The organism is Streptomyces sp. NWU339 (genome assembly GCF_003143855.1).
GTDB lineage: Bacteria > Actinomycetota > Actinomycetes > Streptomycetales > Streptomycetaceae > Streptomyces.
Genome location: NZ_QFRK01000067.1, coordinates 1 through 26,728 on the forward strand (window position 1 = coordinate 1; position 26,728 = coordinate 26,728).

Consider the following 26,728-nt stretch of genomic DNA (forward strand, 5'->3'; position numbering starts at 1 on the left):
CACCGGCGATACAGCGTTGGCTCGCGGAGCACCCGCGCTTCCACATGCACTTCACCCCCACCTACTCCTCCTGGCTCAACCAGGTCGAGCGGTGGTTCGGACTGCTGACCGAGCGGCAGATACGCCGCGGCGTCCACAAGAACGTCCAGGCCCTGGAACGCGACATCCGCGCCTGGATCAAACTGTGGAACGAAGATCCGCGGCCGTTCGCCTGGGTGAAGACCGCGGACGAGATCCTCGAACGCCTCGCCGGATATCTTCAGCGAATCAAAGACTCAAGACACTAGGCGGCATGACAGCGGTCATCGGCGCGTAATTAGATGCAAAATTGCGCAGAATCATAGCATATTCGACTTGCCAGCGAACCACCGCCCCCACGATGCCCGCCAATGCGCATCCAGTTCGATATTCCCTCTATCAGGAACACTGCACATCGCGGCCGGAGCGCCACATAACACAGGCGGAGTCCATGGCGAGAGCGAAGCAAGAGGAGAGAGGCCTCAAGACGAGCTAAAGTGCCCAACGGGCGCTCAGTGCACGGTTCCCGATGGATGGGGTAATCGGTGACCGATGGATTGAAAGAGCACCGCGAACGCATTGAAGAGATCGACGTGACGGAATTTCGGTGCCGCAGCCTGAGCCGGCCCCCACCTTCCGCGCCTACGCGCGAGGTATGAGAATTCGCTCCCTGACGAAGGAGGTTGATCGTGCCCTACGGCGCCGACCACGCCGAACTCTACGACGTCACGTTTCGCAGCCGTGGCAAGGACTTCGTGGCCGAGGCGGACGCTATCGCCGGCTTGGTGCTCTCTCGCCGCCCAGGGGCAACCTCCCTGCTCGACGTCGCTTGCGGGACCGGTGCGCACCTCGAGGCGTTCAGAGCTCACTTTCGCGACACCGTCGGCGTCGAACTGGCCGACGGCATGCGCGCGGTCGCGGCCGGTCGCGGTCTGGTGGTCTGGCCCGGCGACATGCGCACGTTCGACCTTGGCCGCACGTTCGACGCGCTGACCTGCCTCGGCAACTCCCTTCCCTGCGTGCCCACGGCCGACGACGTCCGCGATGCCGTGGCGACCATGGTGCGGCACGTGGAACCCGGAGGGGTCCTCGTCGTCGAACCATGGTGGTTCCCGCCTGACTTCATCGACGGATACGTCGGTGGGCACGTGGTCACCGAGGAGCGCCGAGTGATCAGTCGAGTCACCCGCTCCATCCGGGTGGGGCAGCGGACCCGGATGAGCGTCCATTTCACCGTGGCCGAGCCGCAAGGGGTCCGCACGTTCGTCGACGAGCTCGACGTCGGGCTGTTCGAGCGCCGCATCTACGAGTCGGCCTTCAAGGACGCAGGCTGTTCCGTCGAGCTCGTGTCCGGCGCCGCCCTGTCGGACGGCCGCCCCAACGGACCCGGCCTGTTCGTCGCCGTTCGAAATGACCTCGGCCCCGTGGGGCGGCCGGAGACCGACCAAAAGGGGCTGGCATGAGGGGCGACAGCGCGACGTGCCGAATCTGCGCCGGCCGAGTCGATCCGTGGTGTGACTTCGGTCGCCAGCCGGTCTCGCAGGCGTTCCGCAGCCCCGGCGAGACAGCCGACGAGTACTTCTACCGCCTGACCATCGGGGTCTGCGCGGTCTGCACGATGGTGCAGCACGTCGAGCGGGTCCCGCCGGCGATGATGTTCCACGCGGACTATCCCTTCCGGTCTGGTTCGTCCGCGGCGATGGCGCGGCACTTCGAACAGACGGCGGAGCAGCTCGTCGCCGATGAACGACTCACCCGCCGAGACGCGCTGGCCGTCGAGATCGGCTGCAACGACGGCACGATGCTCGCCGCGTTCCGCCGCGCCGGCGTCCGTCACCTCGGGATCGACCCTTCGCGCGCCGCGGCCGACATCGCCCGTGACGCCGGCTCACCCGTGCGGGTCGAATTCTTCTCCGAGGCCACCGCCTCGGCCGTCCGCACGACGGAGGGACCCGCCGACGTTGTCTTCTCCGCCAACACCATCAGCCACATCGCCGACGTCTGCGACGTGTTCCGCGGCGTCGCGACCCTTCTCGCGCCCAATGGTGTCTTCGTGTTCGAGGACCGCTACATCGGCGACATCGTGCGGCAGACCTCCTTCGATCAGATCTACGACGAGCACTGCTTCCTCTTCGGCGTCCGGTCGGTCGCCGAGCTCGCTGCTCGCTGCGGTCTCGAGCTGGTCGACGCAGTGCCCATCCCCGTTCACGGAGGTTCGATCCGGTACACCGTTGCCCGGCCGGGCACACGCACGGCCTCACCGCAGGTCGCACGTCTCGCGGAGGACGAACGGGAACAGGGACTTCATGACCCCGAGCGGCTCCGCGCGTTCGAGCAGCGCGTGACGGCGACGCGCGACGAACTGGTCGGCCTGTTGACCAAGCTCCGCGCCCAGGGCGCACGGGTCGTCGGGTACGGGGCCACAGCGAAGAGCGCAACCGTGACGAACTTCTGCGGGATCGGCACCGACCTCGTCGAGTTCGTCTCCGACTCGACGCCGGAGAAGCAAGGGCTGCTGACCCCAGGGATGCATCTGCCAGTACGGCCCCCCTCGGCGTTCTGCGACCCCTATCCGGACTACGCGCTGCTGTTCGCGTGGAACCACGCCGAGGAGATCCTCGCCAAGGAACGCGCTTTCAGCGAGCAGGGCGGCCGCTGGATTCTCTACGTGCCCAAGGTCCACATCGTGTGATGGCCGTCGATCACCTTCGAGGACGACCAATGATGCCAAACCGGTGCTGGCTGGGCCGCGCAGCCGCATCGCGGCGCCGATGTCGTGAGAAGCGTTGGCATCAGGCAGGAAGCACAGGCGCCGCTGTGCCCGGGAGGACGTAGTGGCCCGTAAAGTCGCGGTGCTCTCCACTGCCCTGCCCTCCGGCAAGAGATGAGCTGCCCACCGTTAACGCCTTCCACGAAAGCGAACTGATCCGCAGTTCGTCGGTGATCATGGCGACAACGGCGGCCGCGTCGTCGTAGACGAAACAATGGCTTCCCGGAAACAACCGTTCCTGGAACGGACCAGTCGTGTGCTCACCCCAATCGGCGGCGTCGGGTGGCGTCGCATTCCGGGTGTCCGCGCCACGCAGCATGGTCACGGGACAGGTCAGCGGCGGCACCGTCAGGTCTAGAACCTCGGGCTGGGCGAGCAGCTCGTCGGAGATCCTGTCGAGATCGTGCAGCACGCCACCAACTCGTCGCGCGAGACGTCGTGAACGGGTCTCGCACTGCCAGACGCGGTGGTCGCGCACCGGACACGGCCAGCAGCAGCGGTTCCAGCTCGTCCGCCACGACCAGCGCCCGACCAGCTCGAACGCCACGATCGCCCCCATCCCGTGCCCCACCCCTGGAACCACACCGCACTCCCGCCGACGTGTGAGAGGCACGGCAGCACGAGACCGCCGCGGGCCGGCGTGCCGAACGGCACGAGCCAGCGCGACTGTGCGGCGTGGTTTCCGAAGGTCGGCACGACAAGCTTCTCGCGCACTCGAAAGAAGTCGACTTCGGGTCGATGGTTGATTGCTGGCAAGCGACATCCACGCTCGGCCAATCCGAAATCGAAATCAGCACAAGAGATACCTGGCGAGGAGAACGCCGATAGGAAGCCGAGAGGAACCCGATAGGTAATTTCCAGAAGAATGGACCGAGATCGGACCGAATACGCGGAGGCATCATGACGAACGGCGACCACGTCGCGACGGCAATGCGGATGCGGGCTCTACTGCACGGGCACCTGGTCTCACGGGCGCTGACCGTCGTCGCCAGGCTGGGCATCGTCGAACTGCTGACAGACGGCCCGCTCACCGCCGCCGAGCTGGCGAGCCGCACCGGCGTCGACCCGGCGTCACTGCGTCGGCTGCTCGGTGCACTGGCGGTGTTCGAGGTCTTCGACGACCTGGGTGACGACAAGTTCGGGGTGACGCCGCTGGGCGCGACCCTGCACCCGGAGTGCCCCGGCAGCACGTTGCCGACCGCACTGCTGCTCGCTCAAGACTTCGGCGAGATCTGGCACGACCTCGCCGTGACCGTCCGTGACGGAGGAGACGCGATCCAGCGACGGTTCGGCGTCGGCCTTTTCGAGCACCTGCAGCAGAACCTCGAACTGCACGACGCCTTCGACAGGTCGCAGGCTCGCGGAATGGAACTGGAGGCCGCGGAGATCTTCGAGTACGTTCGGTTCGACGCCGGCGGCACGGTGGTGGACATCGGCGGCGGCGACGGCTCGCTCCTGGCGGAGTTCCTCACCCGTCAACCTGGGCGGCGCGGCGTGCTGCTCGACGTGCCCGCCACTGCGGATCGGGCACTGGCCAACCTGGAGAAGGCGGGCGTCGCCGACCAGGCGGAGGTCGTCGCGGGCGACTTCTTCGCGGAGTGGCCTGTCGGCGGAACGTTGTACGTGTTGTGCCATGTGCTGCACGACTGGAGTGACGACCAGGCGGTGGCGATCCTGCGGGCGGGCCGGCGTGCACTGGCGGGCGGGGCCGAACTGGCAGTGATCGACCTCGCCGCACCTGCACCCGGTGAGACCGGACCCGCGGCGCGGGCTGCGGCTTCGATGGATCTCTACATGATGTCGCTGTTCGGTGGGTCCGGCGGAAGGGAGCGGACTGTCGAGCACGTGGAGCGGCTGTTGGTGACGGCTGGTCTGCGCGTCACGTCCACGGCTCGATTGCCCAGCGGGATGGCTGTGGTGCGGGCGATTGCGAGCGAGGCTGGCGGAGATGTCGTGACCAGTTCCGGGGCCCCGAGTTGATAAGTAAATGCACGTTCATTTACTCTCAGTGGGGACTGCGACACACACCATGGAGGTAGACCGAACGTGACCGAACTGAACCAGAAGTCAGAGGCGACAAGCCAGCCACCTTTAGCTGCCATCGCAACGTTGTGCCTGGTCCAGATGCTGCTGATCCTCGATATGACGGTGCTCGGCGTCGCAGTGCCCGTCATCCAGGTGGACCTGAAGATGGACGCTGCGGACACGCAGTGGGTGGCCAGCGCCTACATGCTGACATTCGGCAGTCTGCTCGCCCTGTCCGGGCGACTCGGCGACCTGTTCGGACCGCGGCGGTTGCTGCTGGTCGGCCTCGGGGTGTTCGTGGCCGCGTCGGTGTGGTGCGGCTTTGCGACGAGCGGTCCCGAGTTGTTCGCGGCCAGGGCTGTTCAGGGCGTGGGCGCGGCGATGGTCTCCCCCACCGCCCTGGCCCTGCTCAACCTCGTCAGCACCACCGGCTCCGGGCGCAACCGGGCTGTCGCGTGGTGGAGCTTCACCGGTCTCGCGGGGGCGGCGCTCGGCCAGGTCGTGGGCGGACTCGTGACCGATGCATTCGGATGGCGCTGGATCTTCTTGCTCAACCTGCCGATCGGGCTCGTGGCCGGACTCGCCGTGGCATCGCTTTTGCCGCGCACCCGGCCGGAGCAGCGGGTGTCGCCGGACGTGCTCGGTGCGCTCACGCTCACCGGCTGGCTCGGGATGCTCGTGTTCACGCTGACGAGGGTCGAGCACGGGTCAAGCGCCCTGGTGATGACGATGAGCGCGGCCGCGACGGTGGTGTTGCTGGCAGCCTTCGTGGCCGTGGAGCGCAGGCACAGCGACCCGCTCGTGCCGTTGGCGGTGTTCGCCGAACCTGGGGTTCGGGCGGGCAACGTGATCAACCTGCTGTCCACCGCCGCCAACCTCGGCGTCATGTTCTACGTGACCTTCTACATGATGCGTGTGCTCGGCTACTCAGCCACGGACGCCGGCCTGGCCTACCTGCCGATCACGCTGGTGATGGCGGTGATCGCGACCAGGGTGGCGTGGTTGATGGAGAAGGTGGGTGCGCGAGCACTGCTTCTGATGGGCACGGCAGGTGGCGCGGCCGGTTCGCTGTGGTTCGTGTTCGCGCCCGGCGACGGCTCCTACCTGGCGTGGATCTTCCCACCCCTGCTGCTGATCGGCGTCGGCGCGGCGTTCATCGAGGCTCCCGCGATCATCGTGGCGACGCGCGGGCTGCCGGAACGAAAGCAGGGGCTCGCGGCCGGCCTGATCAACACCTCCGAACAGGTGGGCCCGGTGCTGGGTCTCACGGTGGCGGTCACCGTGGCAGCGGCGATCGTTCCGGTGACCGCCGACGACACACCCGCGCGGCTGCTCGACCACTACCACGTCGCCTTCGTCGCCGCGGTGGTCATGTACGTGCTGGCAGGCCTTGCCACGTTCCTCGTACCGCGGCGCAGCTACACCGGATCGGCTCCGGCACCCCTTGCGGAGAGTGCCGAAAACTGAACACAGCCTTGTAACGCCAAACGATCACTGCTCCTGTGCGTATCGAACGAACCGGAGAGAGATACAAGACGAACATCCAGCCTGGGAGGCTTCTGAACATGGATGCCAACGAGGTCAAAGTGATCCGCTGGCCGAAAGAGAAGGAAAAGCGGGCGCTGTACCGCGATCTGAGGGTGTTTCGACTACTTGTGGTCGACCCTGCTTCACCAGCGCCGATCTGCACCGATTCGCGCGAGGACTGGATTCGCGCGCCGATCGTCAGAGACGACTTCAATGCCCGGCTGACCAGCCTGCGAGTGAAGGCCAATAATTTCCGCCCGCACATCGACGAGAACCAGGTTCTCCATTTCGAGAACCGCGCCGTACCACTCAGTCCCGCTGAGGCGGAACTGCTGAACCTGCTGATTCGCGACTTCGGCTCACTGGTCCACCGCGGCGCTCTCTTCGAGAGCGCCGCGGTGGACGGCACCCGCAGCCGAAACACTCTCGATCTGCGCATCATGCGCATCCGCCGGCGCATCGCACCATTGGGCCTCGTCCTGCGCACTGATCGAGTACGGGGCTACGCGCTCAAACAGGCGGAGATCGCAGCGGGTGCGTGAACCACCTGCAGGCTGCGCCGTGACCTCGCGGCCGCCGGTGCTCCCGCGGACCTGATCACCACCGGCCACGCCGACTACTCGATCAAGGTGGAACGCGGGCGGCTCGACACGTGGGCCTTCGAGGAACTGCTGCGGGGGGCGCTGGAGCTCTTCCGCGGACCGGTGCTGGACAACATCGGCAGCCCGGTGCTGCAGGTTGCGGCGCTCGAATGGGAGCACTCACCGCCAGCCGCACCCTCCCCCACGCCACCAAAGCCGGACACCGCATTGAACCCGGCGAAGTCCGCACCATGCCGCTCAGCCACGACGAGGTGGCCGAAGCGGCGGTGACGTTGTGCGGCAAGGACCTCGGGGCCCACGTGAGCCCGGTGCTCGCCGAGGAGGAGATCCGGGCCCATCTGTCGGCATCGTTGCCCAGGCAGCTCGTGCCGTGGTTTCTCGTGTTCCTCGACCACTTGCCACACGCAGTCAACGGCAAGATCGATCGCAACGCGCTGCCCGCCCGCGTCACCGCGGCGAGCCGGAGCAGCACTCCGCCGCGCACCGAGGTGGAACGCACCCTCGCCGACATCTGGCGCGAGGCGCTCGCGATGCCGGAGGTCGTCGCGCACGACAACTTCTTCACACGATGGTACTCGCTCCTGGCGTCCGCGCGATGAACCGCATCCGGGCGACTACCGGCATGCAACTGCCGTTGCGTCAGCTCCTCGAACGGCCGACTGCCGTCAAGCCGGCTCTGGCAGCGGAGAGGCGCGGCCATGAGGAGGCTTCTGTCATCTCAGTGCTGCGGCGGGAGGTCAGATGAACACGCGACGCGGCGTTAGTAAACGCCAATTCACTTATCGGGTACTATCCGTGCCATGAGCCCGCGACCGATGTCCGTCACCAACGAGCAGATCTTCGTCAGCGCGTCCCGCACGCTGGCCCGCATCGGCCCGCTCCGCATCACGCTCAACGACGTGGCATCCGACCTCGGCATCTCGGCTGCCACGCTGGTCAAGCGGTTCGGGTCCAAGCATGACCTGCTGGTCGCGATCAACGAGCACGAGGCGTCCAAGGTCGACGAGTTCTTCACCGAGATCGTCGCCAAGCACGAGTCGCCGCTCGAAGCCCTCTACGCATTCATCGCGGCGCTCAGCAGCGACGTGGACAGCCCCGTGGAGATGGCCAACCACGTGGCGTTCCTGCATCTCGACCTCAGCGACGACGCACTGCACTACCACGCCGTGAGGTTCGCCCAGTCGATGCGCACGGGCATCGCGTCGCTGCTGGAGCGGGCCGTTGAGCAGGGTGAGCTCGTCGAGTGCGATGTGGACGGTCTTGCCAGGGCGGTGCAGACGACGTACAACGGCGCGCTGATCATGTGGGCGATCCTCGGTGACGGCGAGCTCTCGGAGTGGGTGCGGCGTGATGTCGCGTTCCTGCTCAACCCTTTCCTGGTAGCGAAGTGAGCGGGGCGAACGACGTGCGGCGTCACGACGACCACGGGTGGATCGAAGTCACCGGTGCCCGGACCCACAACCTGCGCGACATCAGCGTGCGAATCCCGCGCGGAAAGCTGGTGGCGTTCACCGGCGTCAGCGGCAGCGGGAAGACCTCGCTGGCGGTCGACACAGTGCACGCCGAGGCACAACTGCGCTACCTCGAGGGCATCTCGCCGTTCGTGCGGCGCTACCTCGGCCAGCGCGACCGGCCCGAGGTCGACCGCATCACCGGCCTCGGCGCGACGCTCGCGGTGGACCAGCGCCGGCTCAACAACAATCCTCGTTCCACCATGGCCACCGTTACCGGCATGGACGCGTACCTGGGCCTGGTCTACTCACGCCTGCCCGCGCTCCGCACCGGCGCCGAGCTCGCGACGACCAGCTTCGACAGGTTCAGCCCCGAGGGAGCCTGCCCGGTGTGCCACGGAGCGGGCGGTACCGTGCGCGCCGACGCGGAGCTGATCATCGACAAGCCTGAACTTCCCCTGTTCTCAGGGGGTTCGCATTGGTTCGCGAAGTGGCGCTCCGGCGAGCACTCGTTCATTCCCGCCCTCGCCGAGCTGCACCGCGTCGATCTGTCCGTGCCTTGGCGCGACCTGCCGGCGACCTTCCAGCACGCGGTCCTGCACGGCACCGGTGAGCAGGTCATCGACGCCAGCGTCACCATTCCGAGCCGGGCCACCGGAACCGAGTGGACCTACAGCAGCAGCCAGCCGATGCGCGGCGCCCTCGCCGAGGTGGAGCGCGTGTTCGCCAACGCGGGCAGCGAAACGAGCAAGCAGCGCTACCAGCGGTACATGCGCATGACGCCCTGCCAGGAATGCGCTGGCAGTGGGTTCGGCGAGGCGGCCCGCACCGTCACCGTCGGCGGTCGCACCTATCCGGAACTGATCACACTCACCGGCACAGACCTCATCGACTGGGTGCACCAGGCCGAAGCCGAACTCGGCGACCAGGATCGCGCGGTCGGCCTCCCGCTGCTGCGCGAACTGGGCGCCCGCCTGACCGTCCTGCACCGCACCGGCCTGTCCCACCTGCAACTGAGCCGCGAGGCCTCGACCCTCTCCGGCGGCGAGCTGCAACGCGCACGCCTCGCAGCCCAGCTCAGCACTCCGCTTGAAGGCATCACGTTCGTCCTGGACGAACCCACCTCCGGCCTGCACCCCGCAGACAAGGCAGATGTCCTCGACATGCTGAAGGCGCTGCGGGACAACGGCAACAGCGTGCTGCTCGTCGAACACGACCCGGAGATCGTCAAGGCCTGCGACTGGGTCGTCGACATCGGACCGGGAGCCGGCCGCGACGGTGGCCACCTCCTCATCTCCGCACCACCGGCCGAAGCGGCCCACCACGAGACCTCACCGACCGCGGCCTACCTCTCCGGCCGCAAACAACGCGTCGAACGCAAGACCCGAAACGCCGATCCAGCCCGTTGGCTCACCGTCCGCGACATCAGCAACCACAACGTCGACGTCGCGGATGTACGGGTGCCCCAGGGCAGACTCACCTGCCTGACAGGCCCGAGCGGCAGCGGCAAGAGCAGCCTGCTGCACGCGTTCGCCTCCGCCGTCGAAGCCGACGACACAGCACCCGTCGCCTGGGTGGCCGTCGTCGACCAGGACCCCATCGGCCGCACCCCAAGGTCGAACCCCGCCACCTACAGCAAGGCCTTCGACGCGATCCGCACCCTGTTCGCCTCCACAGACCACGCCCGCAAAGCCGAGCTGAATGCTTCCACGTTCTCCTTCAACACCGCCGGAGGCCGCTGCGAGGACTGCTCCGGCCACGGCCGCAAACTCGTCGACATGCACTTCTTGCCAGACGTCTGGGTCACCTGCACCACCTGCGCGGGCCGCCGCTTCACCCAGCAGGTCCTGGACGTCGAGTACCAAGGCCTCTCCATCGACGCGGTGCTCGACCTGACCGTCGACGAAGCCGCGGAGTTCTTCACCGACCCCGACTCCCTGGTCGCCACACTCCACGCCCTGCGCCAGGTGGGCCTCGGCTACGTCACCCTCGGCCAGAGCGCGACCGACCTCTCCGGCGGCGAAGCACAGCGCCTCAAACTCGCTACCACGATCCAACGAGGCAACCGGGGCCGCAAACGCGGCCTGGTCGTCCTGGACGAGCCGGTGACGGGCCTGCACCCCGCCGACGTCCAGCGCCTCGTCGAAGCCCTCGACGTCCTCATCGACGCCGGCAACACCGTGGTTGTGGCGGAGCACGACCTCCACCTCGCCGCACGCGCCGATTGGATCATCGACCTGGGCCCGGGAGCCGGCCCTGCCGGTGGCCGAGTGGTCGCCACCGGCACACCAGCAGATCTGGTCACTGCCGACACCAAGACAGCGCGCTACCTCCAGCACGTCCTGAGCTGAGCAGCGTTGTGTGTACCGGAAACCGCATCCGTGCAGGCCAAGCGGTATGGCGATACATGTATGACTCCGCCGAGACGATCCTGTCTGGTCATGGTGCTGCGTTTCGCAAGTACTAGCGGTGGTTTGTTAAATCAGGGAGTAGAGGTTGAGGGCCTGTCCGGTGGTGGCCGCGTCGATCAGGGCCTGGAGCCCGGACGGCGGGGGCGCGTTGGACCAGGCCCGCCACCAGCGTTGCAGCGCGACCGCGGGGGTCAGCCAGCTGCGGACGGCGCGAATCGCCTTGGGCCAGCACGGTGGTGGGGGTAGAGCTGCCCGTGCGGGCCCCCCTCTCTCCGGCAGTGGTGCCCTCCGCCGACGTGTTCTCAGGTTCCCGGTCGGGGGACCACGCCTCCCAGCAGAAGGTGAACGCGCAGGTGACCAGGGTCTGGTGACGGCGGATCGCGACATCGGAGCGGACCTGGAAGTCGGCCCACCCCAGTTCGTCCTTGACCTGCTTGTAGCCCTGCTCGATCCAGTTCCGGATGCCGTAGATCCGCACGACCTCGGCCAGGCCGGCGGGCGGATAGGGGGACTCGACGGCGCGCGGGCCGCCGGGCCGGGGCAGGTCGGTGGCCAGATACCAGGTGGCCTTCTCCGGCAGAGTGGCCGGATCGGTGGTGGCCACCACCAGCCGGGTGGTCCCGTCCGGCCCCCAAAACCCCAGCGTGGCGTCGGTGGCCCACCAGGTGGCGCTGTGCCCGTCGCGGAAGGTCCGCACGACCGGCGTCCACGCGCCGGGCTCCCCGGGGCCGCCCCAGGCCGGCTCGCGGGCGGCATCCACCGGGGTGCGGGCCTGGTCGCCGTAAGCCCACACGCCGCGGCGGCGTTTGACGGCCATCACGAACGGCACGCCTACGGCGTGCCGTTCGCACCGGAAGTCGTCCAGATCTCCGTAGGCGCCGTCGGCCACCGCCGCCCGGAAGGGGAATCCGGCGGCCCGGGCCCGGCCGGCCAGCTGGGCGGCGATCCGCCACTTGGTACGGAAGGCCGGGTCGCTTCGGCCACCGGCGAAGTGGTGGGCCGGGGTGTAGGGCACCGCGTGCAGCGGGTAGTAGAGGCGCTCGTCGGCCCACAGCGTGGTCACGGTGACCACGGCGTTGTCGGTCTTGCCGTACCGGCCCAGCCACTGCCGCCCGACGTGCGCGGTCGCGGTGCCGTCCTTGCGGTCCCCGGAGTCGTCGATCACCAACACCCCGCCCGCGTGCGGGGCGGTCGCCGCATCGGCCCACAGCAGCTCCAGGCGCCGGGCGTCGACCCGCTCGGATCGTGCCCCTTCTCGTGGTGTAGCCGATCATCCGGCGGTCGTGTTGGTGGTGTTGGGTAGCGCGGGGGCGCTTTCGGGGCGCTCGGCGGGGTAGAGCTGGTCCATGCTTCCCTCGGGCAGGTAGCGGCGGGGGAAGGCGATCCATTCGTCGTGCAGTTCGAAGAGCACGGCGGTGACCAGCCGCAGGAGCGCGGCGTCGTTGGGGAAGACCTGGACGACGTCGGTGCGGCGCTTGACCTCGCGGTTGATCCGCTCCAGCGGGTTGGTGGACTGGATCTTCTTCCAATGTCGCTCGGGGAACGCCGCGAAGGCGGTCAGGTCGTCCTTCGCTTCCAGCAGCATTGCCTTGACCTTGGGGAACTGCTTGCCGAGCATGTCGGCGACGGTGTCGAGCTGGGTGCGGACCGCGTCGGCGGTGGGCTGGGCGAAGATGGTGCGGATCGTCGCGGCGACCATTTCCGCGGCGTCCTTGGGGATCACGCCGAAGACATTGCGCAGGAAATGAACTCGGCAGCGCTGGTAGGCAGCCCCGATCATGACCTTGCGGATCGCCTTGACCAGCCCCGAGTGGTGGTCGCCGATGACAAGCCGGACCCCGTTCAGGCCGCGTTCGCGCAGGTGACGGAGGAACTGGGTCCAGAACACTTCGGTCTCGCTGTCGCCGACCATCACTCCCAGCACCTCCCGACCGCCGTCCTCGGTGATGCCGGTGGCGATCACCACGGCCCGCGAGACGATCTGATGCGCGACCCGCGCCTTGCAGTAGGTCGCATCGAGATAGACGTAGGGGAAGCGGATGTGGTCCAGGGGCCGGGTACGGAACGCGGTCAGCTGCGTGTCCAGGCCCGCGCAGATCCGCGAGACCTCGCTCTTGGAGATCCCGTTGTCCGCGCCCAGTGCCTTGACCAGGTCGTCGACCGAGCGGGTGGACACGCCGTGGACGTAGGCCTCCATGATGACGGCGAACAGGGCCTGGTCGATGCGGCGGCGCCGCTCCAGCAGGCTCGGGAAGAAGCTGCCCGAGCGCAGCTTGGGGATCGCAAGGTCCAGGTCGCCGGCCTGCGTGGTCAGCGTCTTGTCGCGGTGCCCGTTGCGCAACGCGGTACGTGTCTCGGTGTGTTCGTTCCACTCCGCGCCGATCCTCGCCGTCGCTTCGGCCTCGATCAGCTCCTGCAGCATCCGCTCGGCCACGGAACGGACGAGTTCGAGCCCGTCTGCCGAACGCAGTGACTCCAGCAGCCGGAGTAAGTCATGCTGGGACAGGGCCACCCTGCACCTCCTGGTTGAACTGGCCGTTTACCAGGGAGAGTTGCATGGTGGCCCACCTGTCGGGCAGGGAGCGAAATCCAGGTGACCGCACGCCCCGGCGTACGCCCCAACGTTGATCGCCTACACCACGTCGCGGGACGCCATCACCCACGAGGTGGTGTTCCGGCGGTGCCCTGACTGCCAGGAGCACAACATCGTGCGCGAGGACGACTTCGTCTGCGTCTTGTGCGGCAGCGATCTGCCGGAGACCTGGAACGTGGATCCCACCGCGTAACGGCCGAGGGTCACAGCCACTCGTTGATGGCAGCGACGAGGACGGTCGCCTCGTAGCGGACCGCGAGCTTGTCGTATCGCGTGGCGACACCGCGGTCGAACGGCTGGCCACCGACGCGACCCGACACGGCTGGCATCTGATGTTCCCCGACCAGCATCCGCACGCAGGCGGCGCGCAGCACTATGCCGCCTACCTGGAGAACGACGACGGCTTCGAGATCGAACTCGTCGCGATCAACCCAACACAACGAAACTGAGATCAACCGATCCACAGGTCTTGACGATTACTCGAGCACAGCGGGCCCGGCCACCAACGCAGTAGTTACAACGAGAAGGCGACGCCGTTGTCACAGCTGGATGGCACGATCCCAGTCATGAGTCCGACATCAGAACTGACCCAGAAGACGCTGACAGAGCGCGGCTTCCGTGGATTCGTATCGTTCCGCGAGTTGGGTGACAGCGGAGTTCCCGCAGAGCCCGGCATCTACGTGGTACTTCGCACGAGTGCGGAGACCGCGTCGTTCCTCTCTCGTAACCCTGCCGGCCATCTCAAAGGCCGTGACCCGTCGGTGACGGCTGACGAGCTTGGTAGCGCCTGGGTGGATGGTGCCACGATCATCTACATCGGTAAGGCGTCGGCAGGCAAGGACGGCCGGAGGGGTCTGCGGACGCGGCTTGACGAGTATCGCCGCCACGGTGCTGGCGGGATGGCCGGCCACTGGGGCGGCCGCTACATCTGGCAGTTGGCGGACTCGGACGCGCTTCTCGTTGCGTGGTTGCCGATATCCGACCGGGATCCGGGTGAGGCTGAGGCGGAGCTGATCGCGGAGTTCATGGAGCTCCACGGAGCCCGGCCATTCGCCAACCGCAACAAGGGCGCCGCCTCCTCTTGAGAGGGGCCGGGCTGCGGACTGGACCAGGATGAACAGCTCGGTATCGACGCGCTGCGCTCTTGAAGGATGAACGCTGCGAGCCTCCCCTCGTCACGTGGAGACACCGTGACGGAAGGGGACACTCCCACGTGTAAAAGGTATCGCTCGGTAAGATCTTGACGGTGCCTCAGGCCTTGAAAGTGGGGGTAGCGGGAACCGGGCAGAGGTGGCATCCGGCCGGTCGCTGGTGAGGGCTTGAACCCGGTCGGCGGGGCAGGCGGGGACACGGAAGACGAGGAGCAGCGGTGGAAGCCACATCGATGACGCTACGCGGGCTGTTCGGACCGGACCAGCGTCTTGTCGTCCCGGTCTTCCAGCGGCCGTACGTCTGGACCGAGGACAGGAATTGGCGTCCGCTGTGGGAGGACGTCACTGCTTTGGTCCGTCGGAGGCTGGCGGGTGAGGGGGTCCATCCGCACTTTCTCGGTGCCGTGGTGCTGGATCAGATGCCGACCCTCACGGGGTCGATGCCTGCCCGGCAGGTCATCGACGGCCAGCAGCGGCTGACGACGCTGCAGGTCCTCCTCGCGGCGGTTCGCGACGTGGCACGGGAGCTCGACGTCCAGGACAGGTATGTGCGCGCGCTTGCCAAGCTCACCGCCAACGACGATGACATGACGGACGATCCGCACGCGGTCTACAAGGTGTGGCCCACCAACCTCGACCGGGTGCCCTTCTGTGCAGTCGTGGACGGTGGGCTGCGGCGGGCCGTCGACGTTGCCGCCCCTGCTGCTCCGGGTGCCTCGGCGATCGTCCAGGCGTACTGGTTCTTCCGCGACCGCACCGTCGAGTGGGCACGGGAGCTGGTGTATGAGAGCACCGTGGACGAGGGTTTCGACGCCTTGGTACGTGTGCTGCGAGACAAGTTTGAGCTCGTCGTGATCGATCTCAAGCCCGAGGACAATGCCCAGGTCATCTTCGAAGCGCTCAACGACCGCGGCACCCCGCTGCAGGCCTCCGATCTCGTCAAGAACCTTGTTTTCCAGAAGGCGGAGGAACAGGGGCTTCCGGTGGAGGAGCTTTACCGGGACGTGTGGGCGCAGATGGAGACGCCCGACTGGCGCAAGGAGATACGGCAGGGAAGGCTGAAGCGCCCTCGGCTGGACGTCTTCCTCACGCAGTATTTGACCTGCGAACTCGCTGCTGAGGTACTGGCTCCCGAGCTTTTCTTGACCTTCCGCAGGTACCTCGCGGACTCCGAGATGCCCCTGGTCGACGTGATGCGGCGCATGGTGGACCGGGCAGGTGCCTACCGGCGGCTGACGGCCGAGGAACAGCCGGCCACCCCGGAGGGCCGATTCCTGCACACCGTCGGTGTCCTGGATGCCAACACCGTTGTGCCCGTGCTGCTGTGGCTGGTCACCCGCTTCGACGAGGACGACCGGGCCGGCGCGATGCTGGCCCTGGACTCCTACCTGATGCGCCGCACCATCTGCCGTCTGACGACGAAGAACTACAACCGGCTCTTCCTGGAACTGCTCAAGGAGCTGAAGGCCAAGGACGACCCGGCGGTGGTGACCGACTTCCTGCTCCGGCAGGACGCCGACTCCGGCTTCTGGCCCCGCGATCACGACATCCGCTACGTCTTCCGCGCGCATCCGTTGTACAAGCATCTCACCCGCACCCGGTTGCGGCTGCTGCTGGCCGAGCTGGAGACCACGCTGTACTCGGGCAAAACCGAGCGGATCGTCCACGACGGGGAACTGACGATCGAGCACCTGCTGCCCCAATCCTGGGAGGAACACTGGCCGCTTCCCGACAGCGCAGGCCTCAGCAGCGTCGAGGCTCATCAGCGCCGGCAGGTACTCGTCCACACCCTGGGGAACCTGACCCTGCTCACCCGCAAGCTCAACCCAGCAGTCTCCAACGGCCCCTGGGAGCGCAAGCGCTCCGACATCCTCTTGCACAGCGCGCTGTCGTTGAACCGTTCCCTGCCCGCGCAGTGGGACGAGGAGGCCATCCTGGCCCGGGCGGACCACCTGGCGGAGGCGTTCTGCCGACGCTGGCAGCGCCCGGAGGGAGGCGCACCGGCCCTCTCGGTCGCAGACCTCCCGGCCCCCGGGCTGGCGGCACAGAAGACCACGCCCGTCGGCAGGCCGGCCACGGTCACGGTGCCCAGAGCCCGCCGTGACGTCGCCCGCCACATACGCGAGGCCTTCGCGGGTCTCCCGGCCGGGAGCGTCCTGACGGTCGCGCAGATAGTGGCAGCCCGCACCAGCCAGTACGAGGCCGGTGAGATCAGCGCCGGCGCGGTGGCCGCCAGACTCCACACCGACAACGTTCCCGGCATCCGGGCCGTCCCCGGCTCCAGCCCGCTGTCCGCCCGCAAGATCACCTGACCCGTCCGTCGCTGCGGGGCCGCGGACCCGCTCGCCCCCGAGATCGCGGTGCCGCCGCCGGGCCGGACGTCGGGGCAGGGGAAACGATCCTTGCGGAGATTCTGCCGGGGACGGGCCCCGGTTCCCCAGGGAGAGCACCTGGCGCTGGGAGCGTTTGCCAGCTCCTGGTGGCCGGCGCTGCCCAGGGGGTCAGGGAGCGATGCCGCCGTGGTGGGAGCAGGTGCCCCGCCCGGTGGGGCCGGAGATCCAGCCGTCGGCGCACACCGTGCCGGGATGGACCGGGACCGGAACCGAGCAGCCACCGGACGGAGAAGGCGCTCGTCGACCGCTGCGTGCTGAGCGCCTACTTCCCGACCTGACCGAGGGCGTCCCCACCGGCGGTGTCCTGACCGGTGGTGTGCGGCTCGGCGAAGGGGGTGAAGCGGGCGGGCGGGTGGTCGATGGGCAGGTCGGGGCGCCAGGCGGTGAGGATCTGGGCGCTGCACTCGAACAGGCCCGAGGGCAGCGCGTCCAGCGGCCACCATCCCCAGTCGCCGACCTGCTCGCCCGGCTGGTCGGCGGGCTCGCCGCTCCACTGTGTGACGAGCGCGCCGAACGTGATGCGGACGACGCCGCCGACCTGGTCCAGGAGCATGCCCAGCAGGCGTACGTCGGCCGGGTCCGCGTGCAGGCCGGTCTCCTCGGCCAGTTCGCGCACGACCGTCTCTTTCAACGCCTCGCCCGGCTCCATTGTGCCGCCGGGCAGCTCGAGGGTCCCATGCCGGTGGCGGCCGAGCAGCAGACCGCGCGGTCCCACCAGCACTGCGCCGGCCCCGGCCGCCGCGTGTGCGGCGGGCGGCTGGGCTGTACGGGGACGAGAGGTGATCCGGGCCGGCCTGCGGACCTGGAAGAGCCGGTAGGAGGCCTGGTTGCCTTCCTCGGGCGCGTCCAGCACGGTGACCTCCTCGGCGCGCAGCCCGTGCTGTGCGAGCAGGTCCGTCCACAGTTTTGTGGTGAGCACCCACATGTGCCCGGTCAGTTCGCCGCCGCCGGCCAGGCGCAGGATCTCCGGGCGGGGCTTCACCTCTGAAGAAGGTCCACTGCCGGACGAGTTGGTGTGCAGCACGGTGAAGTACAGCCGTCCGCCGGGCCTGAGGGCCGCTGCCAGGGCGGGCAGCAGCCGGTGCGGGTCGATGAAGTGGACGGTGGACAGGGAGTAGATCACGTCGTACGGCGCCGAAGTGCGCAGATGCCCGACGGCGTCGGCCTGGATCAGCCGCAGGCCCGGCAGGTCGCCGTAGCGCGCCCGTGCGCGCTCGATCTGAGTCGGGGAGAGGTCGACGGCGTCCACGGCGGCGTGATGGGTACGGGCGAGGTGGGCGGCGTGTCGGCCCGGGCCGCAGCCCAGGTCGAGCACACGCAGGCCCGTCAGATCGCCGAGGACAGCGTTCCCCGGCCCCGTTCCCGCCGGGCCCCACGCGATCTCGTCCACCTCGGGCAGGGGCGTGGCCCGCTCGAGGTGGTGCGCCCCGTAGGTGTGCCACATCGCGGCGTTGACCTGCTCGGCATCGGCCGTACCGGGTGCGTCGGGTGCCGTCATCGCGTCCCCTCCTCAAGCTCGTTGCCGAGCCGCCTCGTTACGTCGTCCCGCTCGTCACCGGGCGCCGTCCCGTTCTCCCGCCTGCTGCCGAGCGCCGATCCAACCCTCCCGTTCTCCATCGTGCCCGAGGACCTGGCGGTCACCGACGAACCGGGCCAGCTCCCCGACGACCACGCACGCCTGGTCGCCGCGCTCTTCGACCGGGCCCTGCCCGCCATCGAACTGGGCAATTTCAGCCTCGCCGACCGACTCGCTGCCGCGACCGCCGCGCTCGTCGGCCTGCCGGGACCGGGGACCACAGCGGACGAGGCCGGGCAGACCCGCTGACGCCTTCAACGCTCCTGCAGGTACCGAGCCCATCTCGTGGCGTGGTCCCTTCACCCAGGGCCCGGTCGATGCTCTGCTCCATGTCAGGGAAACAGCTTGCCACTTGAGCACGTGAGTGTTGCGGCAGCCGGCTCACTCCCACGCGGCATGGAACAGCGCGCACTCGAGCAGGTCGCACGAGGCGTTGGACGGCCAGCCGTCCGTTGCCGCCACCTGCGCGGCGGCTGMGTGCAGGAAGGAGAGGTAGACCTCGTAGCGGTGGGGCGACCAGTCCCGGTCCCTCCATACCCAGGCAGCGACCGATCCGTCGGGGTCGTGACCCGTCTCCCGGCCRGCCACAGCGGCCAAGGACCGCAGACGCCGGGCCAGGAAGCGGTCAAGAATGAGCGGCTCGGGGCCGCTCGCAGGTGGCACCGTCTTGCCTGCGAAGTACAGGAACTTGGTGAAGAAGGACGGCCCGAACCCGGGAACCCGGCGGTTGAGCGCCGCGTAGGCCGCTTTCGCGCCGTGCTCACCCAGCGTGGCGACCGCGCAGGCCAGTGCCGCATCCAGGCCCTCAACGGCCAGAATCTTCTGCAAAGTGGCCGGTCCGCTGCCGCCGGGGGAGCCGCGCTTTCCCTTCCCCCACACATAGGTCGCGACCAGGGCCTCCCTGAAGGCCTCGCGTCGCAGCGCGTCCGTGACGATCGACGCCACCTGCGCCCGGCTGACCCCGGCATCACCACTGCGGGAGGCCGGAGCCAGCGCCGAGGGCCAGGGAGCAATCTGCACCCACCGGCTGGGGGTGTAGCGGATGGTGTGCGCGCCAGGCGTTCCGTCCGCATACCCAGTCGCGTTCTTGTTCCACCAGCGGCCCAGTGCCTGCAGGGCCGCCTCGGGTAACAGGCGCATGGCCATCTCCCGGTCCACCGCGTCCGCCCGGTCTTGTCTGTTCACTTCCGTCCCGAAGTCCTCTCGCCACACGCCCGGCTGGCCCGCTCCTGCTTGCAGGGCAAGGCCATAAAACAGGGTCCTGCCCTACTCGGGAAGCGCGATACCGGTCTCCTCCCCCAGGGCAGCGAAGAACTGCCGGGCCGTGGGGGACTGGTGAGTAGTCCGCCAGGCGTAGCCGAGGCCGTCGTCCAGGGTGCGGCGGATCATGGGCCGCCCGAGTCCCTGGCGGTGGTGGTTGGAGTCGATGGAGATCTTGTTGATGCTCTCGACGCTGCATGCGTCGCGCGCCAGCCCGGGCCGGATGCCGGTCACCGGGTCCTGCTGTGGCTGCTGGTGACTGCCGCGGCTGTGCTGGCCGCCCAGAACCAGCAGTGGACCAGCGCCGTCACCACGGCGACCGCCGTCTACGCCACCGCCAGCCCGGACTGCAGGAACCGACTGTGACCCGCCCCCCCGCCCACCGCCGCGGAACTCGCCCTGGCCGCCGAGGTCAGCCGCTGCGGACTGACCGCCACCTCCCATCAGCTCGAACGCTGGCGCGCCAAGCGCTGGCTGGCCCCGGCCGACCAGTGGACCGACCCCGCCACCAGCGTGCTGCGCCCCGACATCGTCCACCGAGCCGCATGGCTCGCCGCCCTCTCCAGGCCAGGCCGCGGTATCAGCTGGATCGGCTGGATGTTTTGGGCGATCGACGGCACCAGACAGACCGCCGCACTGCTGTGCCAGGCCTTGATCCGGACCATCCAACTGCCTCTGTGCCAGGCGGACATCACCCTAACCCAGATCCCACAGGGCGACAGCGACACCGCCTTCGAAGCCCGCCAGGACCTTGCCGAGCGACTGCTGCAGGGGCGGCGCGCCATCGGACGGGACCTGGACGGCATCCTGCGTGACCACGTCGGCACTGCAGGCATTGCCCTGCCCGGACCCCGCGCAGTGTCAAATCCCTTCGACACCGCGCTGATCCGCATCGGCGCCGACTGCTGACCGGCGGCATGGCTGACGTCAGCCCCGAAGAACTCACCGACGCCTGGCGCAGCGTGTGGACCGGCCCGCCCGAACAGATCGACCGGACCACCGCCGCCTATCTCGCCGCCGACGAAGCCGGAACCGACTTGCGCGCCATTTCTCTGCTGGCCCACGGCCTGCCCGGGCTGGTAAGCGCCCTCGAGGGGGCGGGCCGGCGCTTGCTGTGCGAGGCGGTCCGCGCATGCATCAAGGCCGCATCCACGCTGATGAAGCTCCTTCTGGAACGCGCCGACGCCGGAATGCTGGCAGCGCTGATGGACGACGTGATGTGGGACCAATGGGTCTGTGTCGGGGCATCGCCCCCGCCAACCGGCTGGGGGAAGCCCCGGTCACTCTGAGCACCGTGCAGTACCTCTTCGTCCCCGGCTGGGCCGAAGACCTGTACCGCTACCAGAACTGTATAGACCGCCTGCTGGCCGCACCCGCCGCACCGGCACCGGACGACGGCCGGGGTGACGCCTACCGCCTTGCCGGATCAGCTTGCGCCACCGATCCATGACAGGGCTCAGACCGGGCGTACGCCAGGATGGTTTTTCGCCCGCGTCGCTGTATGCCGACGCCGCGGCGTAGGTGCGCCGGGCTACTTGATCGGGTGGGCGTCGAGCCAGTCGACCAGGTCGTGCGCCGAGCCGAAGACGTCGTCCCGGTTCGTCGTGCTCAGGTCGGTTGCGGCGCCAGCGGGAGCGCCTTGGTCGTCGCCCACCGCCACGCCCTCTTCCATCGTGTCGATGAGCGTGTACGCCTCCGTCCAGAAGTCCGCGCCCACGCTTTTCTCGGCGTTCATCGCTTTGCGCAAGGTGCGGGCTGGCTCGATGAGCGCCTGCATCTGCTCCCAGCACGTCCCGGGTTCCTGCTCAAGGCAGCCGCCGTCCGTGTCGTGCTTCGTCACGGCGTCCTGGAACGTGGTCGCCGCGTCGTCCAGGGTTGCCGCCTGTGCCGTCGCTGAGGCGGCCGGCTTCTTGGCATCGGCCTCCGCGTCTCCCCCGCACCCTGACAACCCTGCTACGGCCGCGACGGCGAACGTGATGCTCGCGGCGGCCCCCCACCCCTTGATCATGCGCAGATCATGCCACGGCCCCGCCGGAGCGGGGCCGTGATGGATGAATCAGCCGCTGACCGTGGCTGATCCACTGTCCTCGTCACGTAGTCAGGATTCGGTAAACCTGCCCGCCGCCTCACTACAGCACCCGGGCCGGCCCTGGCGGTGCCCGGCCCCTGCCGCGTCCGCGTCCACGCACCGCCCAGGCGTGCTGACCGCGACGCTCGCCGACCGGCGCACGGCGTCCGCGCCGGGCGGGTCAGTCACGCAGGCGGTAGCCGGCCAGGCGGGAACGGGCGGCCTCGGCGCTGATGCCCAGGGCCCGCCCGATCGTCTCGGGCGCGAGCCCGTCGTCCTCGGCGGCGCAGGCGGCCCGGTGGCCCACGCTGCGGGTGAGGCGCTCCAGTTCGCCCACGGCGCGCAGCGCGGCCACGGGCGCCTGGTCGGCGAGCCGGCCGAGCTGTTCCTCGAGACGGCCAAGGGCGTCGGTGAGCTCGTCCGGGAGCGGGACGGCCTGCCGGTCGACGGTGCCGATGTGCCCGACCCAGTCATCGCGCGCGGCGGAGACGTCCACCTCGTCCAGGCGGCCGTCGTCGACCTGTTCCCAGTCGACGGGGTGGCTCTGGCCGCGCCAGCCGCACGCACACGCTGCCCGGTAGCCGGCCGCCTTCGGGCGGCCCCACTGCCCGGTGTAGGCCCACCACTCACGAGTCTGGTAGCCGTTGGTCCCGCTGCCGACGTCCAGGACGACCGGCTTCGGCTCGCTGCCGTCGGCCAGGACCGCACCCACGAAGCCCTCGTGGGACGTGCGGAACTCGTCCGTCTGCCATGTCACGATCGCACCCCTCCCTCGCGTTCTGCTGCACAGCGTGACCGTGTGTGCACGATCGAGCATGCCGCAGGCCGCCCCGTCCCCGCGGCGGAGTGGGAAACCCGGGCGGGTGAACTTCCGGCACGGTGGGCGCCGGCGAGCGCACCGGCGGGTCCCCGCCGCCCCAGGCGGCGGGGAGGGATGGATATCAGGCGGCGGGTTCGTACGTCACCGTCTGCTCGGGACAGTCAGTGGCTGCGTCGCGCAGAGCCGCGGCCTCGGTCTCATCGACCGTGAGGGCCCAGCGGAGTTTGGTGCCCACCCACTCGGCGACGTACCGGCAGTGGACCGCGGCGGCGGGCGGCAGCCACTCCGCCGGATCCTGGTCGGCCTTGCTCCGGTTCGAGCGGGCGGTGACGGCCACCAGGCTGGCCGGTGCGCCCTGGTCGTTGGCGTACGCCTCACGGCGTTCCGCCGTCCAGGCTGAGGCACCGCTGTCCCAGCTCTCCGCGAGCGGCACCATGTGGTCGATGTCCAGGCCGGACGCGGACGTGACCCAGGTCTGGTCGTAGTACGACCACCAGACCCCGCCGGTCAGGCGGCAGCGGGGACCGACCGTGGGCGGCTCGACGGCCTCGGAGAGCAGGACTTCGGACCTCGTGTTGCAGCCGTCGGTGGGATGGTCGCCGGCGTTCCAGTGGCGGAAGGCGTCGCGGGTGTAGCCGTCGCGGTTTTCGGCATTCACGGGGAGGCGGGTGACGGCTTCGGCCAGGGGGAGGGTTTCTGCGGCGTGTGCGGGCGGGGTGACGGCGAGGGGCAGGGCGGCGAGGGCGGCGGCGGCCAGGCCGCGCAGCACAGCGGTGGGAGGTCTATCGGCCAGGACCATGTCCGGTCTGGTGCGGGGCCGTCCACGGTGTCGGGAAATCTGCCCGGGCGCCGTGGCACGTACCATCGCAGCACGCTGACGCTGAACTGGTGAACCCCGGCAGGACTTCCGTCATGACCGAACGACGAGGACCGTGGATCCGCCACGGCCGGGTGCCGCTGTGCGCGACACCACGCCTCACCGCCTACCGGGACGAGGTCACGCTTCCGCACGGAGAGCGAGGCACCTACGACTGGGTGCAGGTGCCGGACCAGGTGCGGGTGGCCGCGTCGGTCGACGGGGCGCTCCTCGTCATCGAGCAGTACCACTACCTCGCCGGACCGATGTGGCAGCTGCCGGGCGGGTCCGTGGATCCGGCGGACCAAGACAGTCGCACAGCGGCCCGGCGGGAACTGGCCGAGGAGACCGGCTACCGCGATGGACGGTGGCGCGATAGGGGCTCGCTCCACGCCCTGCCCGGACTCACGCCCGCCCGCGTCCACCTGTGGAGCACGATCGACCCCACGCCGTTCTGTGCCGCACCGGAACCCGCAGAGGCGGACCTGGTGATCCGACACATTCCCCTGGAAGAGGCGGTGTTCGCGGTACGGGACGGGCGCCTGCGGTGTGCGGCCAGCGCGGTCCTGGTGATGATGCTGGCCCTGGAACGGAGTCTGTGAACCCGTCAGCCCAGGCCGCCCAGCGCGTCCAGGTCGAAGTCCTCCTCACGGCCGGCGAGCCGGTCCTCGCAGCGCTTCAGCTCCGCCTTGAGATCGGCACGCCGTTGCGGGGCGAGCGCGTTCCGGTCGAGAATTCCTCGCAGGGCGTCCCGTCGGATCAGGAGGTGGACGGGACGCTCGGGGCTGACGAACTGCTCCGTGTATGCGTACGCGGTCTGGTAGTCCTGCTCGGCAATGCTCAGCCGGGCCCTGAGGCCGGTCCGAATGTCACGGCGCTGCCTGCTGAACTTGCGGTCAAGTTGGTCCAAGGCCGTGCTTGCCTCATCGACGCGGGAGGTGCGCAGCGCACAGAGCACGTAGTTGGCCAGCACCTCAAAGCGTACGTTGTCGGACTTCTCCACTGCCTTCTGGGCGAATTCGTAGGCCGTCTCCATGTTACCGAAGAGGTACTCCACGCGTGACGTGCGGTGGCTGACCATCTCCGGGCGATCGATGGCCGCCAGACGCACGAGTAGCGAGAGTGCCGTGTCCCGGTCACCCAACTTGCAGGCGATCTGTATCTTCAGGTCCACGACATAACGGTTATCGGGCTGTTTCTCCTCCGCTCGGGAGATGTGCTCGTTGGCGCGGGGCAGATCACCCAGACGAAGACAGCAGTCGGCCATCTCGCGGTGGATCGCCATGCCACCGCGCCCGCTGTCGAGGGCCTTCTGGTAGTGGCGCAGAGCCTCTCGGTACTCGCCCCTGTGCCTCTCCAGAAAACCTGTGAGGAAGAACGCGTCGCGCACCTGACCACGTTTCTTGAGCTCTGCGATGTGGTCACCCGCCTCCGTGAACTCGCCGAGCTTCACATGGGCGCGAATGAGCGTCGTCCTAGCCTGGTGGATGCCGGGATCGGCGTCGAGCGCGTCGGTCGCCATGTCAACGGCGCGATGGTACTCCTGCTCGTGGTAGTACTGCTCGGCCAGCTTCACTCGGTCGGTGAGCAGGGCATACGCCCGGGGAGTGGACTGTTGCCCGGCCTTGTCCATGGCGCGGAACAGGGTGCGTTGCAGGGCCAAGTAGTCGGTTCCGTCCTCAGACCGGGCCAGGAACTCGTCGAGTCTGCTTGCGACCGCCCGGTACTCGGCCTTGGTGCAGGCGCCGAACTCACGGCGGATCGCGTCCACGGCGGGCCCGGACACCTCGTACCAGCCGCCGGTGGTCGGGACTATCAGAGAGACGTCGATGAGATGGATCAGGGCCTTCTCGATATCGTCGTCCGAGGTACTGGTCGCCTCCTGCAGGACAGACAGCGGCAGCGGGCTGTTCGCCGCCATGACACGGAGGATCTTCTGCTCCAGGTTGCTGAACTTGTTCTGTTTGAGATAGCTGGTGAGCGGCGACGCGCCGAAATCCGAGAGCATCCGGCCGCGGATCCCGAGGTCGGGACCGTAGGCCGTGATCAGTTCGAGCGCGAACGTGACCGAGGGCGGATAGCCGCGGACCGCTGCGGTGATCTCCCTGACGGTCGCGGGGGCCAAGGTGATCTGACGGGCCTTCGCCGTGAGGCCGACGAGACGGCTGATGTCCGCATCTTCCAGGGGCCGGAGATGGACCACGCCGAGCTGACGCATTCCTCGCGCGATGAAGTGATCCGGCGAGGGCCGCCTGTTCGTGAGCAACGCGGTGACGATGTCCGGGTACTGGCTCAGCGACTCGATCAGGTCGAGGATGTACGGCGCGATGTCGCCGTCGTTGTCCAGGAGCCCACCCGCGTCATGGAGCACGGGCATCTGGTGGTACTGGCAGATCTCCTGGAACTTGGCCAGCGCATGAGCAAGGGCCTGCGCGTCGTTGAGCGCGGTGATCTCTCTGGTCATCTGCAGGGACTCTTCGGGGGTCTCCGAAGGATCGACCAGCGCGGAGAGTTTCGCGGCGAGGGCCTGCACGGTGTCGCCGGGTTCCACGTCGATGACCAGGAGGGTCTCTAGGTCCAGCGACTCGCGGACCATCTTGGTCAACGTGGCGCGTCGGCCGATGCGGGGAAGCCCTGTCACGCAGGCGACCTGACTCTCCGCTCCCGGTTCCGGCGCGGAGTACACGTCCTGAAGTGCCGCGATCTCGGCGGCCCGGCCGACGAAGCGGGGGCTCTGGCCTTGACGCACCAGATCATCGATGAGGGTTCTGATCCTGCGTGCGGCAGGCTTCGCCGCGATCGTCGTGATGTGCTTGGTGCGGTTCAACCACTCCGGCAGACCCCCAGGCGCGATGTCCCGGTCCAGACGGACCACCAGGACGTTCTTGATCCGCCCCATCGCTGCCTGGAAGCGTGCCTCACGGATCTCGTGTCCCACCCAGGGGGAGGCCAGGGCAGCCTTGCTAAGTGCCTGTCCATGAACTGATCGTCGGGACGGCGGAGCGGAATCGGTGAAGTCGTCCGGACGAGCAGGACCTCTTGGTAGCAACAGCGGTGTTGAAGCCGGCCGCTGCACCAAGAGGTCCTGTCATGCCGTTGTACGCGTACGCGCCCGTCGCTGTCACCCCGGATGAGGAAACTCGCTGCTCATGCGTGGCCTGCCGGTTCGGCCACGGTGCCGACCGCCCTGCCCGTCCGCGCCGCTAC

The 26,728-nt window shown here is 68.4% G+C and carries 28 protein-coding genes and 1 pseudogene; 18 read left to right on the top strand and 11 right to left on the bottom strand.

The genetic code is table 11. The features are described from left to right. From DIZ27_RS39395 to DIZ27_RS39405, 3 genes are all read left to right on the top strand, one after another. Positions 1-287: transposase (locus tag DIZ27_RS39395; protein ID WP_181383918.1), on the top strand; the 287-nt coding region annotated here is incomplete at its 5' end. Positions 288-707: 420 nt separating this feature from the next. Then, on the top strand, positions 708-1,481 hold the full coding sequence (locus tag DIZ27_RS39400; RefSeq protein WP_109383160.1) for a class I SAM-dependent methyltransferase: 774 nt from the start codon (positions 708-710) through the stop codon (positions 1,479-1,481). Next, complete coding sequence (locus tag DIZ27_RS39405) at positions 1,478-2,710, top strand: class I SAM-dependent methyltransferase (protein ID WP_109383161.1); 1,233 nt, start codon at positions 1,478-1,480, stop codon at positions 2,708-2,710. The genes DIZ27_RS39400 and DIZ27_RS39405 overlap by 4 nt, the downstream gene beginning before the upstream one ends. 100 nt (positions 2,711-2,810) lie before the next feature. Here the strand turns inward: DIZ27_RS39405 and DIZ27_RS39410 are convergent, their stop codons facing one another. After that, positions 2,811-3,335 (bottom strand): thioesterase II family protein, encoded by a 525-nt coding sequence (locus DIZ27_RS39410; RefSeq protein ID WP_146229075.1) that lies wholly within the window; start codon positions 3,333-3,335, stop codon positions 2,811-2,813. Between the two features lie 353 nt (positions 3,336-3,688). Between DIZ27_RS39410 and DIZ27_RS39415 the strand changes: the two genes are divergently transcribed. The 6 genes from DIZ27_RS39415 to DIZ27_RS39445 all read left to right on the top strand — a co-directional run bounded on the left by DIZ27_RS39415 (position 3,689) and on the right by DIZ27_RS39445 (position 10,744). Beyond that, positions 3,689-4,768 carry a methyltransferase gene (locus DIZ27_RS39415; protein WP_109383163.1) on the top strand — a complete coding sequence of 360 codons (1,080 nt, stop codon included), beginning with the start codon at positions 3,689-3,691 and terminating at the stop codon, positions 4,766-4,768. A 66-nt stretch (positions 4,769-4,834) separates the two neighbouring features. Then, positions 4,835-6,280 carry an MFS transporter gene (locus DIZ27_RS39420; protein ID WP_109383164.1) on the top strand — a complete coding sequence of 482 codons (1,446 nt, stop codon included), beginning with the start codon at positions 4,835-4,837 and terminating at the stop codon, positions 6,278-6,280. A 98-nt stretch (positions 6,281-6,378) separates the two neighbouring features. Beyond that, entirely contained in the window at positions 6,379-6,882 is a 504-nt protein-coding gene (locus DIZ27_RS39425; protein ID WP_109383165.1) for a winged helix-turn-helix domain-containing protein, read from the top strand. 290 nt (positions 6,883-7,172) lie between these two features. Beyond that, positions 7,173-7,541 (top strand): hypothetical protein, encoded by a 369-nt coding sequence (locus tag DIZ27_RS39430; RefSeq protein WP_181383919.1) that lies wholly within the window; start codon positions 7,173-7,175, stop codon positions 7,539-7,541. Between the two features lie 201 nt (positions 7,542-7,742). Further along, on the top strand, positions 7,743-8,333 hold the full coding sequence (locus DIZ27_RS39440; RefSeq protein ID WP_219933705.1) for a TetR/AcrR family transcriptional regulator: 591 nt from the start codon (positions 7,743-7,745) through the stop codon (positions 8,331-8,333). Then, positions 8,330-10,744, top strand: a complete 2,415-nt coding sequence (locus DIZ27_RS39445) for an excinuclease ABC subunit UvrA (protein ID WP_109383168.1) — start codon at positions 8,330-8,332, stop codon at positions 10,742-10,744. Before DIZ27_RS39440 ends, DIZ27_RS39445 begins: the two co-directional genes overlap by 4 nt. A gap of 112 nt (positions 10,745-10,856) precedes the next feature. On the opposite strand, the gene DIZ27_RS39450 is transcribed toward DIZ27_RS39445, so the two are convergent. Then, positions 10,857-12,023, bottom strand: coding sequence for a transposase (locus DIZ27_RS39450; RefSeq protein ID WP_375232058.1), 1,167 nt, complete (start codon positions 12,021-12,023; stop codon positions 10,857-10,859). 51 nt (positions 12,024-12,074) lie between these two features. Next, positions 12,075-13,316 (bottom strand): IS256 family transposase, encoded by a 1,242-nt coding sequence (locus DIZ27_RS39455; protein WP_109378404.1) that lies wholly within the window; start codon positions 13,314-13,316, stop codon positions 12,075-12,077. A gap of 112 nt (positions 13,317-13,428) precedes the next feature. On the opposite strand from DIZ27_RS39455, the gene DIZ27_RS46245 reads away from it, so the two are divergent. Further along, on the top strand, positions 13,429-13,590 hold the full coding sequence (locus DIZ27_RS46245) for a hypothetical protein (protein ID WP_181383925.1): 162 nt from the start codon (positions 13,429-13,431) through the stop codon (positions 13,588-13,590). 10 nt (positions 13,591-13,600) lie between these two features. On the opposite strand, the gene DIZ27_RS47965 is transcribed toward DIZ27_RS46245, so the two are convergent. Then, entirely contained in the window at positions 13,601-13,726 is a 126-nt protein-coding gene (locus tag DIZ27_RS47965; protein WP_258308776.1) for a hypothetical protein, read from the bottom strand. Here DIZ27_RS47965 and DIZ27_RS39465 point away from each other — a divergent pair. From DIZ27_RS39465 to DIZ27_RS39475, 3 genes and pseudogenes are all read left to right on the top strand, one after another. Continuing rightward, a pseudogene (locus tag DIZ27_RS39465) lies at positions 13,706-13,846 on the top strand (glyoxalase); the annotation flags it as partial. The gene DIZ27_RS47965 and the pseudogene DIZ27_RS39465 overlap by 21 nt on opposite strands. A 117-nt stretch (positions 13,847-13,963) precedes the next feature. Further along, positions 13,964-14,482 (top strand): hypothetical protein, encoded by a 519-nt coding sequence (locus DIZ27_RS39470; RefSeq protein ID WP_181383920.1) that lies wholly within the window; start codon positions 13,964-13,966, stop codon positions 14,480-14,482. A gap of 284 nt (positions 14,483-14,766) precedes the next feature. Next, positions 14,767-16,860, top strand: a complete 2,094-nt coding sequence (locus DIZ27_RS39475; RefSeq protein ID WP_109383169.1) for a DUF262 domain-containing protein — start codon at positions 14,767-14,769, stop codon at positions 16,858-16,860. A gap of 343 nt (positions 16,861-17,203) precedes the next feature. On the opposite strand, the gene DIZ27_RS39480 is transcribed toward DIZ27_RS39475, so the two are convergent. Beyond that, positions 17,204-18,439: a bifunctional class I SAM-dependent methyltransferase/NUDIX hydrolase gene (locus DIZ27_RS39480; RefSeq protein ID WP_109383170.1), complete on the bottom strand. Its 1,236-nt coding sequence runs from the start codon at positions 18,437-18,439 to the stop codon at positions 17,204-17,206. A gap of 120 nt (positions 18,440-18,559) precedes the next feature. Between DIZ27_RS39480 and DIZ27_RS39485 the strand changes: the two genes are divergently transcribed. Then, positions 18,560-18,766: a hypothetical protein gene (locus DIZ27_RS39485; protein WP_109383171.1), complete on the top strand. Its 207-nt coding sequence runs from the start codon at positions 18,560-18,562 to the stop codon at positions 18,764-18,766. Between the two features lie 132 nt (positions 18,767-18,898). On the opposite strand, the gene DIZ27_RS39490 is transcribed toward DIZ27_RS39485, so the two are convergent. Further along, the gene (locus tag DIZ27_RS39490) at positions 18,899-19,702 is read right to left on the bottom strand and encodes a hypothetical protein (RefSeq protein WP_146229076.1); all 804 of its coding nucleotides are present in this window, start codon (positions 19,700-19,702) and stop codon (positions 18,899-18,901) included. A gap of 81 nt (positions 19,703-19,783) precedes the next feature. Continuing rightward, positions 19,784-20,011: a GNAT family N-acetyltransferase gene (locus tag DIZ27_RS39495; RefSeq protein WP_109383173.1), complete on the bottom strand. Its 228-nt coding sequence runs from the start codon at positions 20,009-20,011 to the stop codon at positions 19,784-19,786. 279 nt (positions 20,012-20,290) lie between these two features. Between DIZ27_RS39495 and DIZ27_RS46250 the strand changes: the two genes are divergently transcribed. Genes DIZ27_RS46250 through DIZ27_RS46260 form a run of 3 tightly spaced genes read left to right on the top strand, consistent with a single transcriptional unit; the run spans position 20,291 to position 21,227 of the window. Continuing rightward, complete coding sequence (locus tag DIZ27_RS46250) at positions 20,291-20,686, top strand: hypothetical protein (protein ID WP_181383921.1); 396 nt, start codon at positions 20,291-20,293, stop codon at positions 20,684-20,686. Positions 20,687-20,694: 8 nt separating this feature from the next. Next, positions 20,695-21,066: a hypothetical protein gene (locus DIZ27_RS46255; RefSeq protein ID WP_181383922.1), complete on the top strand. Its 372-nt coding sequence runs from the start codon at positions 20,695-20,697 to the stop codon at positions 21,064-21,066. A 5-nt stretch (positions 21,067-21,071) separates the two neighbouring features. Beyond that, positions 21,072-21,227 carry a hypothetical protein gene (locus DIZ27_RS46260; RefSeq protein WP_181383923.1) on the top strand — a complete coding sequence of 52 codons (156 nt, stop codon included), beginning with the start codon at positions 21,072-21,074 and terminating at the stop codon, positions 21,225-21,227. A gap of 81 nt (positions 21,228-21,308) precedes the next feature. Here the strand turns inward: DIZ27_RS46260 and DIZ27_RS46265 are convergent, their stop codons facing one another. The 3 genes from DIZ27_RS46265 to DIZ27_RS39510 all read right to left on the bottom strand — a co-directional run bounded on the left by DIZ27_RS46265 (position 21,309) and on the right by DIZ27_RS39510 (position 23,464). Next, positions 21,309-21,785: a hypothetical protein gene (locus DIZ27_RS46265; protein WP_181383924.1), complete on the bottom strand. Its 477-nt coding sequence runs from the start codon at positions 21,783-21,785 to the stop codon at positions 21,309-21,311. 241 nt (positions 21,786-22,026) lie between these two features. After that, positions 22,027-22,602, bottom strand: a complete 576-nt coding sequence (locus DIZ27_RS39505) for a hypothetical protein (RefSeq protein WP_109383174.1) — start codon at positions 22,600-22,602, stop codon at positions 22,027-22,029. 184 nt (positions 22,603-22,786) lie between these two features. Beyond that, positions 22,787-23,464, bottom strand: coding sequence for an HNH endonuclease family protein (locus DIZ27_RS39510; protein WP_109383175.1), 678 nt, complete (start codon positions 23,462-23,464; stop codon positions 22,787-22,789). A 113-nt stretch (positions 23,465-23,577) separates the two neighbouring features. On the opposite strand from DIZ27_RS39510, the gene DIZ27_RS39515 reads away from it, so the two are divergent. After that, positions 23,578-24,123, top strand: coding sequence for an NUDIX domain-containing protein (locus DIZ27_RS39515; protein WP_109383176.1), 546 nt, complete (start codon positions 23,578-23,580; stop codon positions 24,121-24,123). A 5-nt stretch (positions 24,124-24,128) separates the two neighbouring features. On the opposite strand, the gene DIZ27_RS39520 is transcribed toward DIZ27_RS39515, so the two are convergent. After that, positions 24,129-26,459, bottom strand: coding sequence for a lipopolysaccharide assembly protein LapB (locus DIZ27_RS39520; RefSeq protein ID WP_258308777.1), 2,331 nt, complete (start codon positions 26,457-26,459; stop codon positions 24,129-24,131). Positions 26,460-26,728 lie beyond the last annotated feature (269 nt).

Excerpts from the sequence above, each read along its gene's own strand:
- DIZ27_RS39405 (WP_109383161.1), top strand. The coding sequence starts at position 1,478 with ATGAGGGGCGACAGCGCGACGTGCCGAATCTGCGCCGGCCGAGTCGAT.
- DIZ27_RS39415 (WP_109383163.1), top strand. The coding sequence starts at position 3,689 with ATGACGAACGGCGACCACGTCGCGACGGCAATGCGGATGCGGGCTCTA.
- DIZ27_RS39425 (WP_109383165.1), top strand. The coding sequence starts at position 6,379 with ATGGATGCCAACGAGGTCAAAGTGATCCGCTGGCCGAAAGAGAAGGAA.
- DIZ27_RS39430 (WP_181383919.1), top strand. The coding sequence starts at position 7,173 with ATGCCGCTCAGCCACGACGAGGTGGCCGAAGCGGCGGTGACGTTGTGC.
- DIZ27_RS39440 (WP_219933705.1), top strand. The coding sequence starts at position 7,743 with ATGAGCCCGCGACCGATGTCCGTCACCAACGAGCAGATCTTCGTCAGC.
- DIZ27_RS47965 (WP_258308776.1), bottom strand. The coding sequence starts at position 13,726 with ATGCCAGCCGTGTCGGGTCGCGTCGGTGGCCAGCCGTTCGACCGCGGT.
- DIZ27_RS39470 (WP_181383920.1), top strand. The coding sequence starts at position 13,964 with ATGAGTCCGACATCAGAACTGACCCAGAAGACGCTGACAGAGCGCGGC.
- DIZ27_RS39480 (WP_109383170.1), bottom strand. The coding sequence starts at position 18,439 with ATGACGGCACCCGACGCACCCGGTACGGCCGATGCCGAGCAGGTCAAC.
- DIZ27_RS46255 (WP_181383922.1), top strand. The coding sequence starts at position 20,695 with ATGGCTGACGTCAGCCCCGAAGAACTCACCGACGCCTGGCGCAGCGTG.
- DIZ27_RS46265 (WP_181383924.1), bottom strand. The coding sequence starts at position 21,785 with ATGATCAAGGGGTGGGGGGCCGCCGCGAGCATCACGTTCGCCGTCGCG.
- DIZ27_RS39510 (WP_109383175.1), bottom strand. The coding sequence starts at position 23,464 with ATGGTCCTGGCCGATAGACCTCCCACCGCTGTGCTGCGCGGCCTGGCC.
- DIZ27_RS39515 (WP_109383176.1), top strand. The coding sequence starts at position 23,578 with ATGACCGAACGACGAGGACCGTGGATCCGCCACGGCCGGGTGCCGCTG.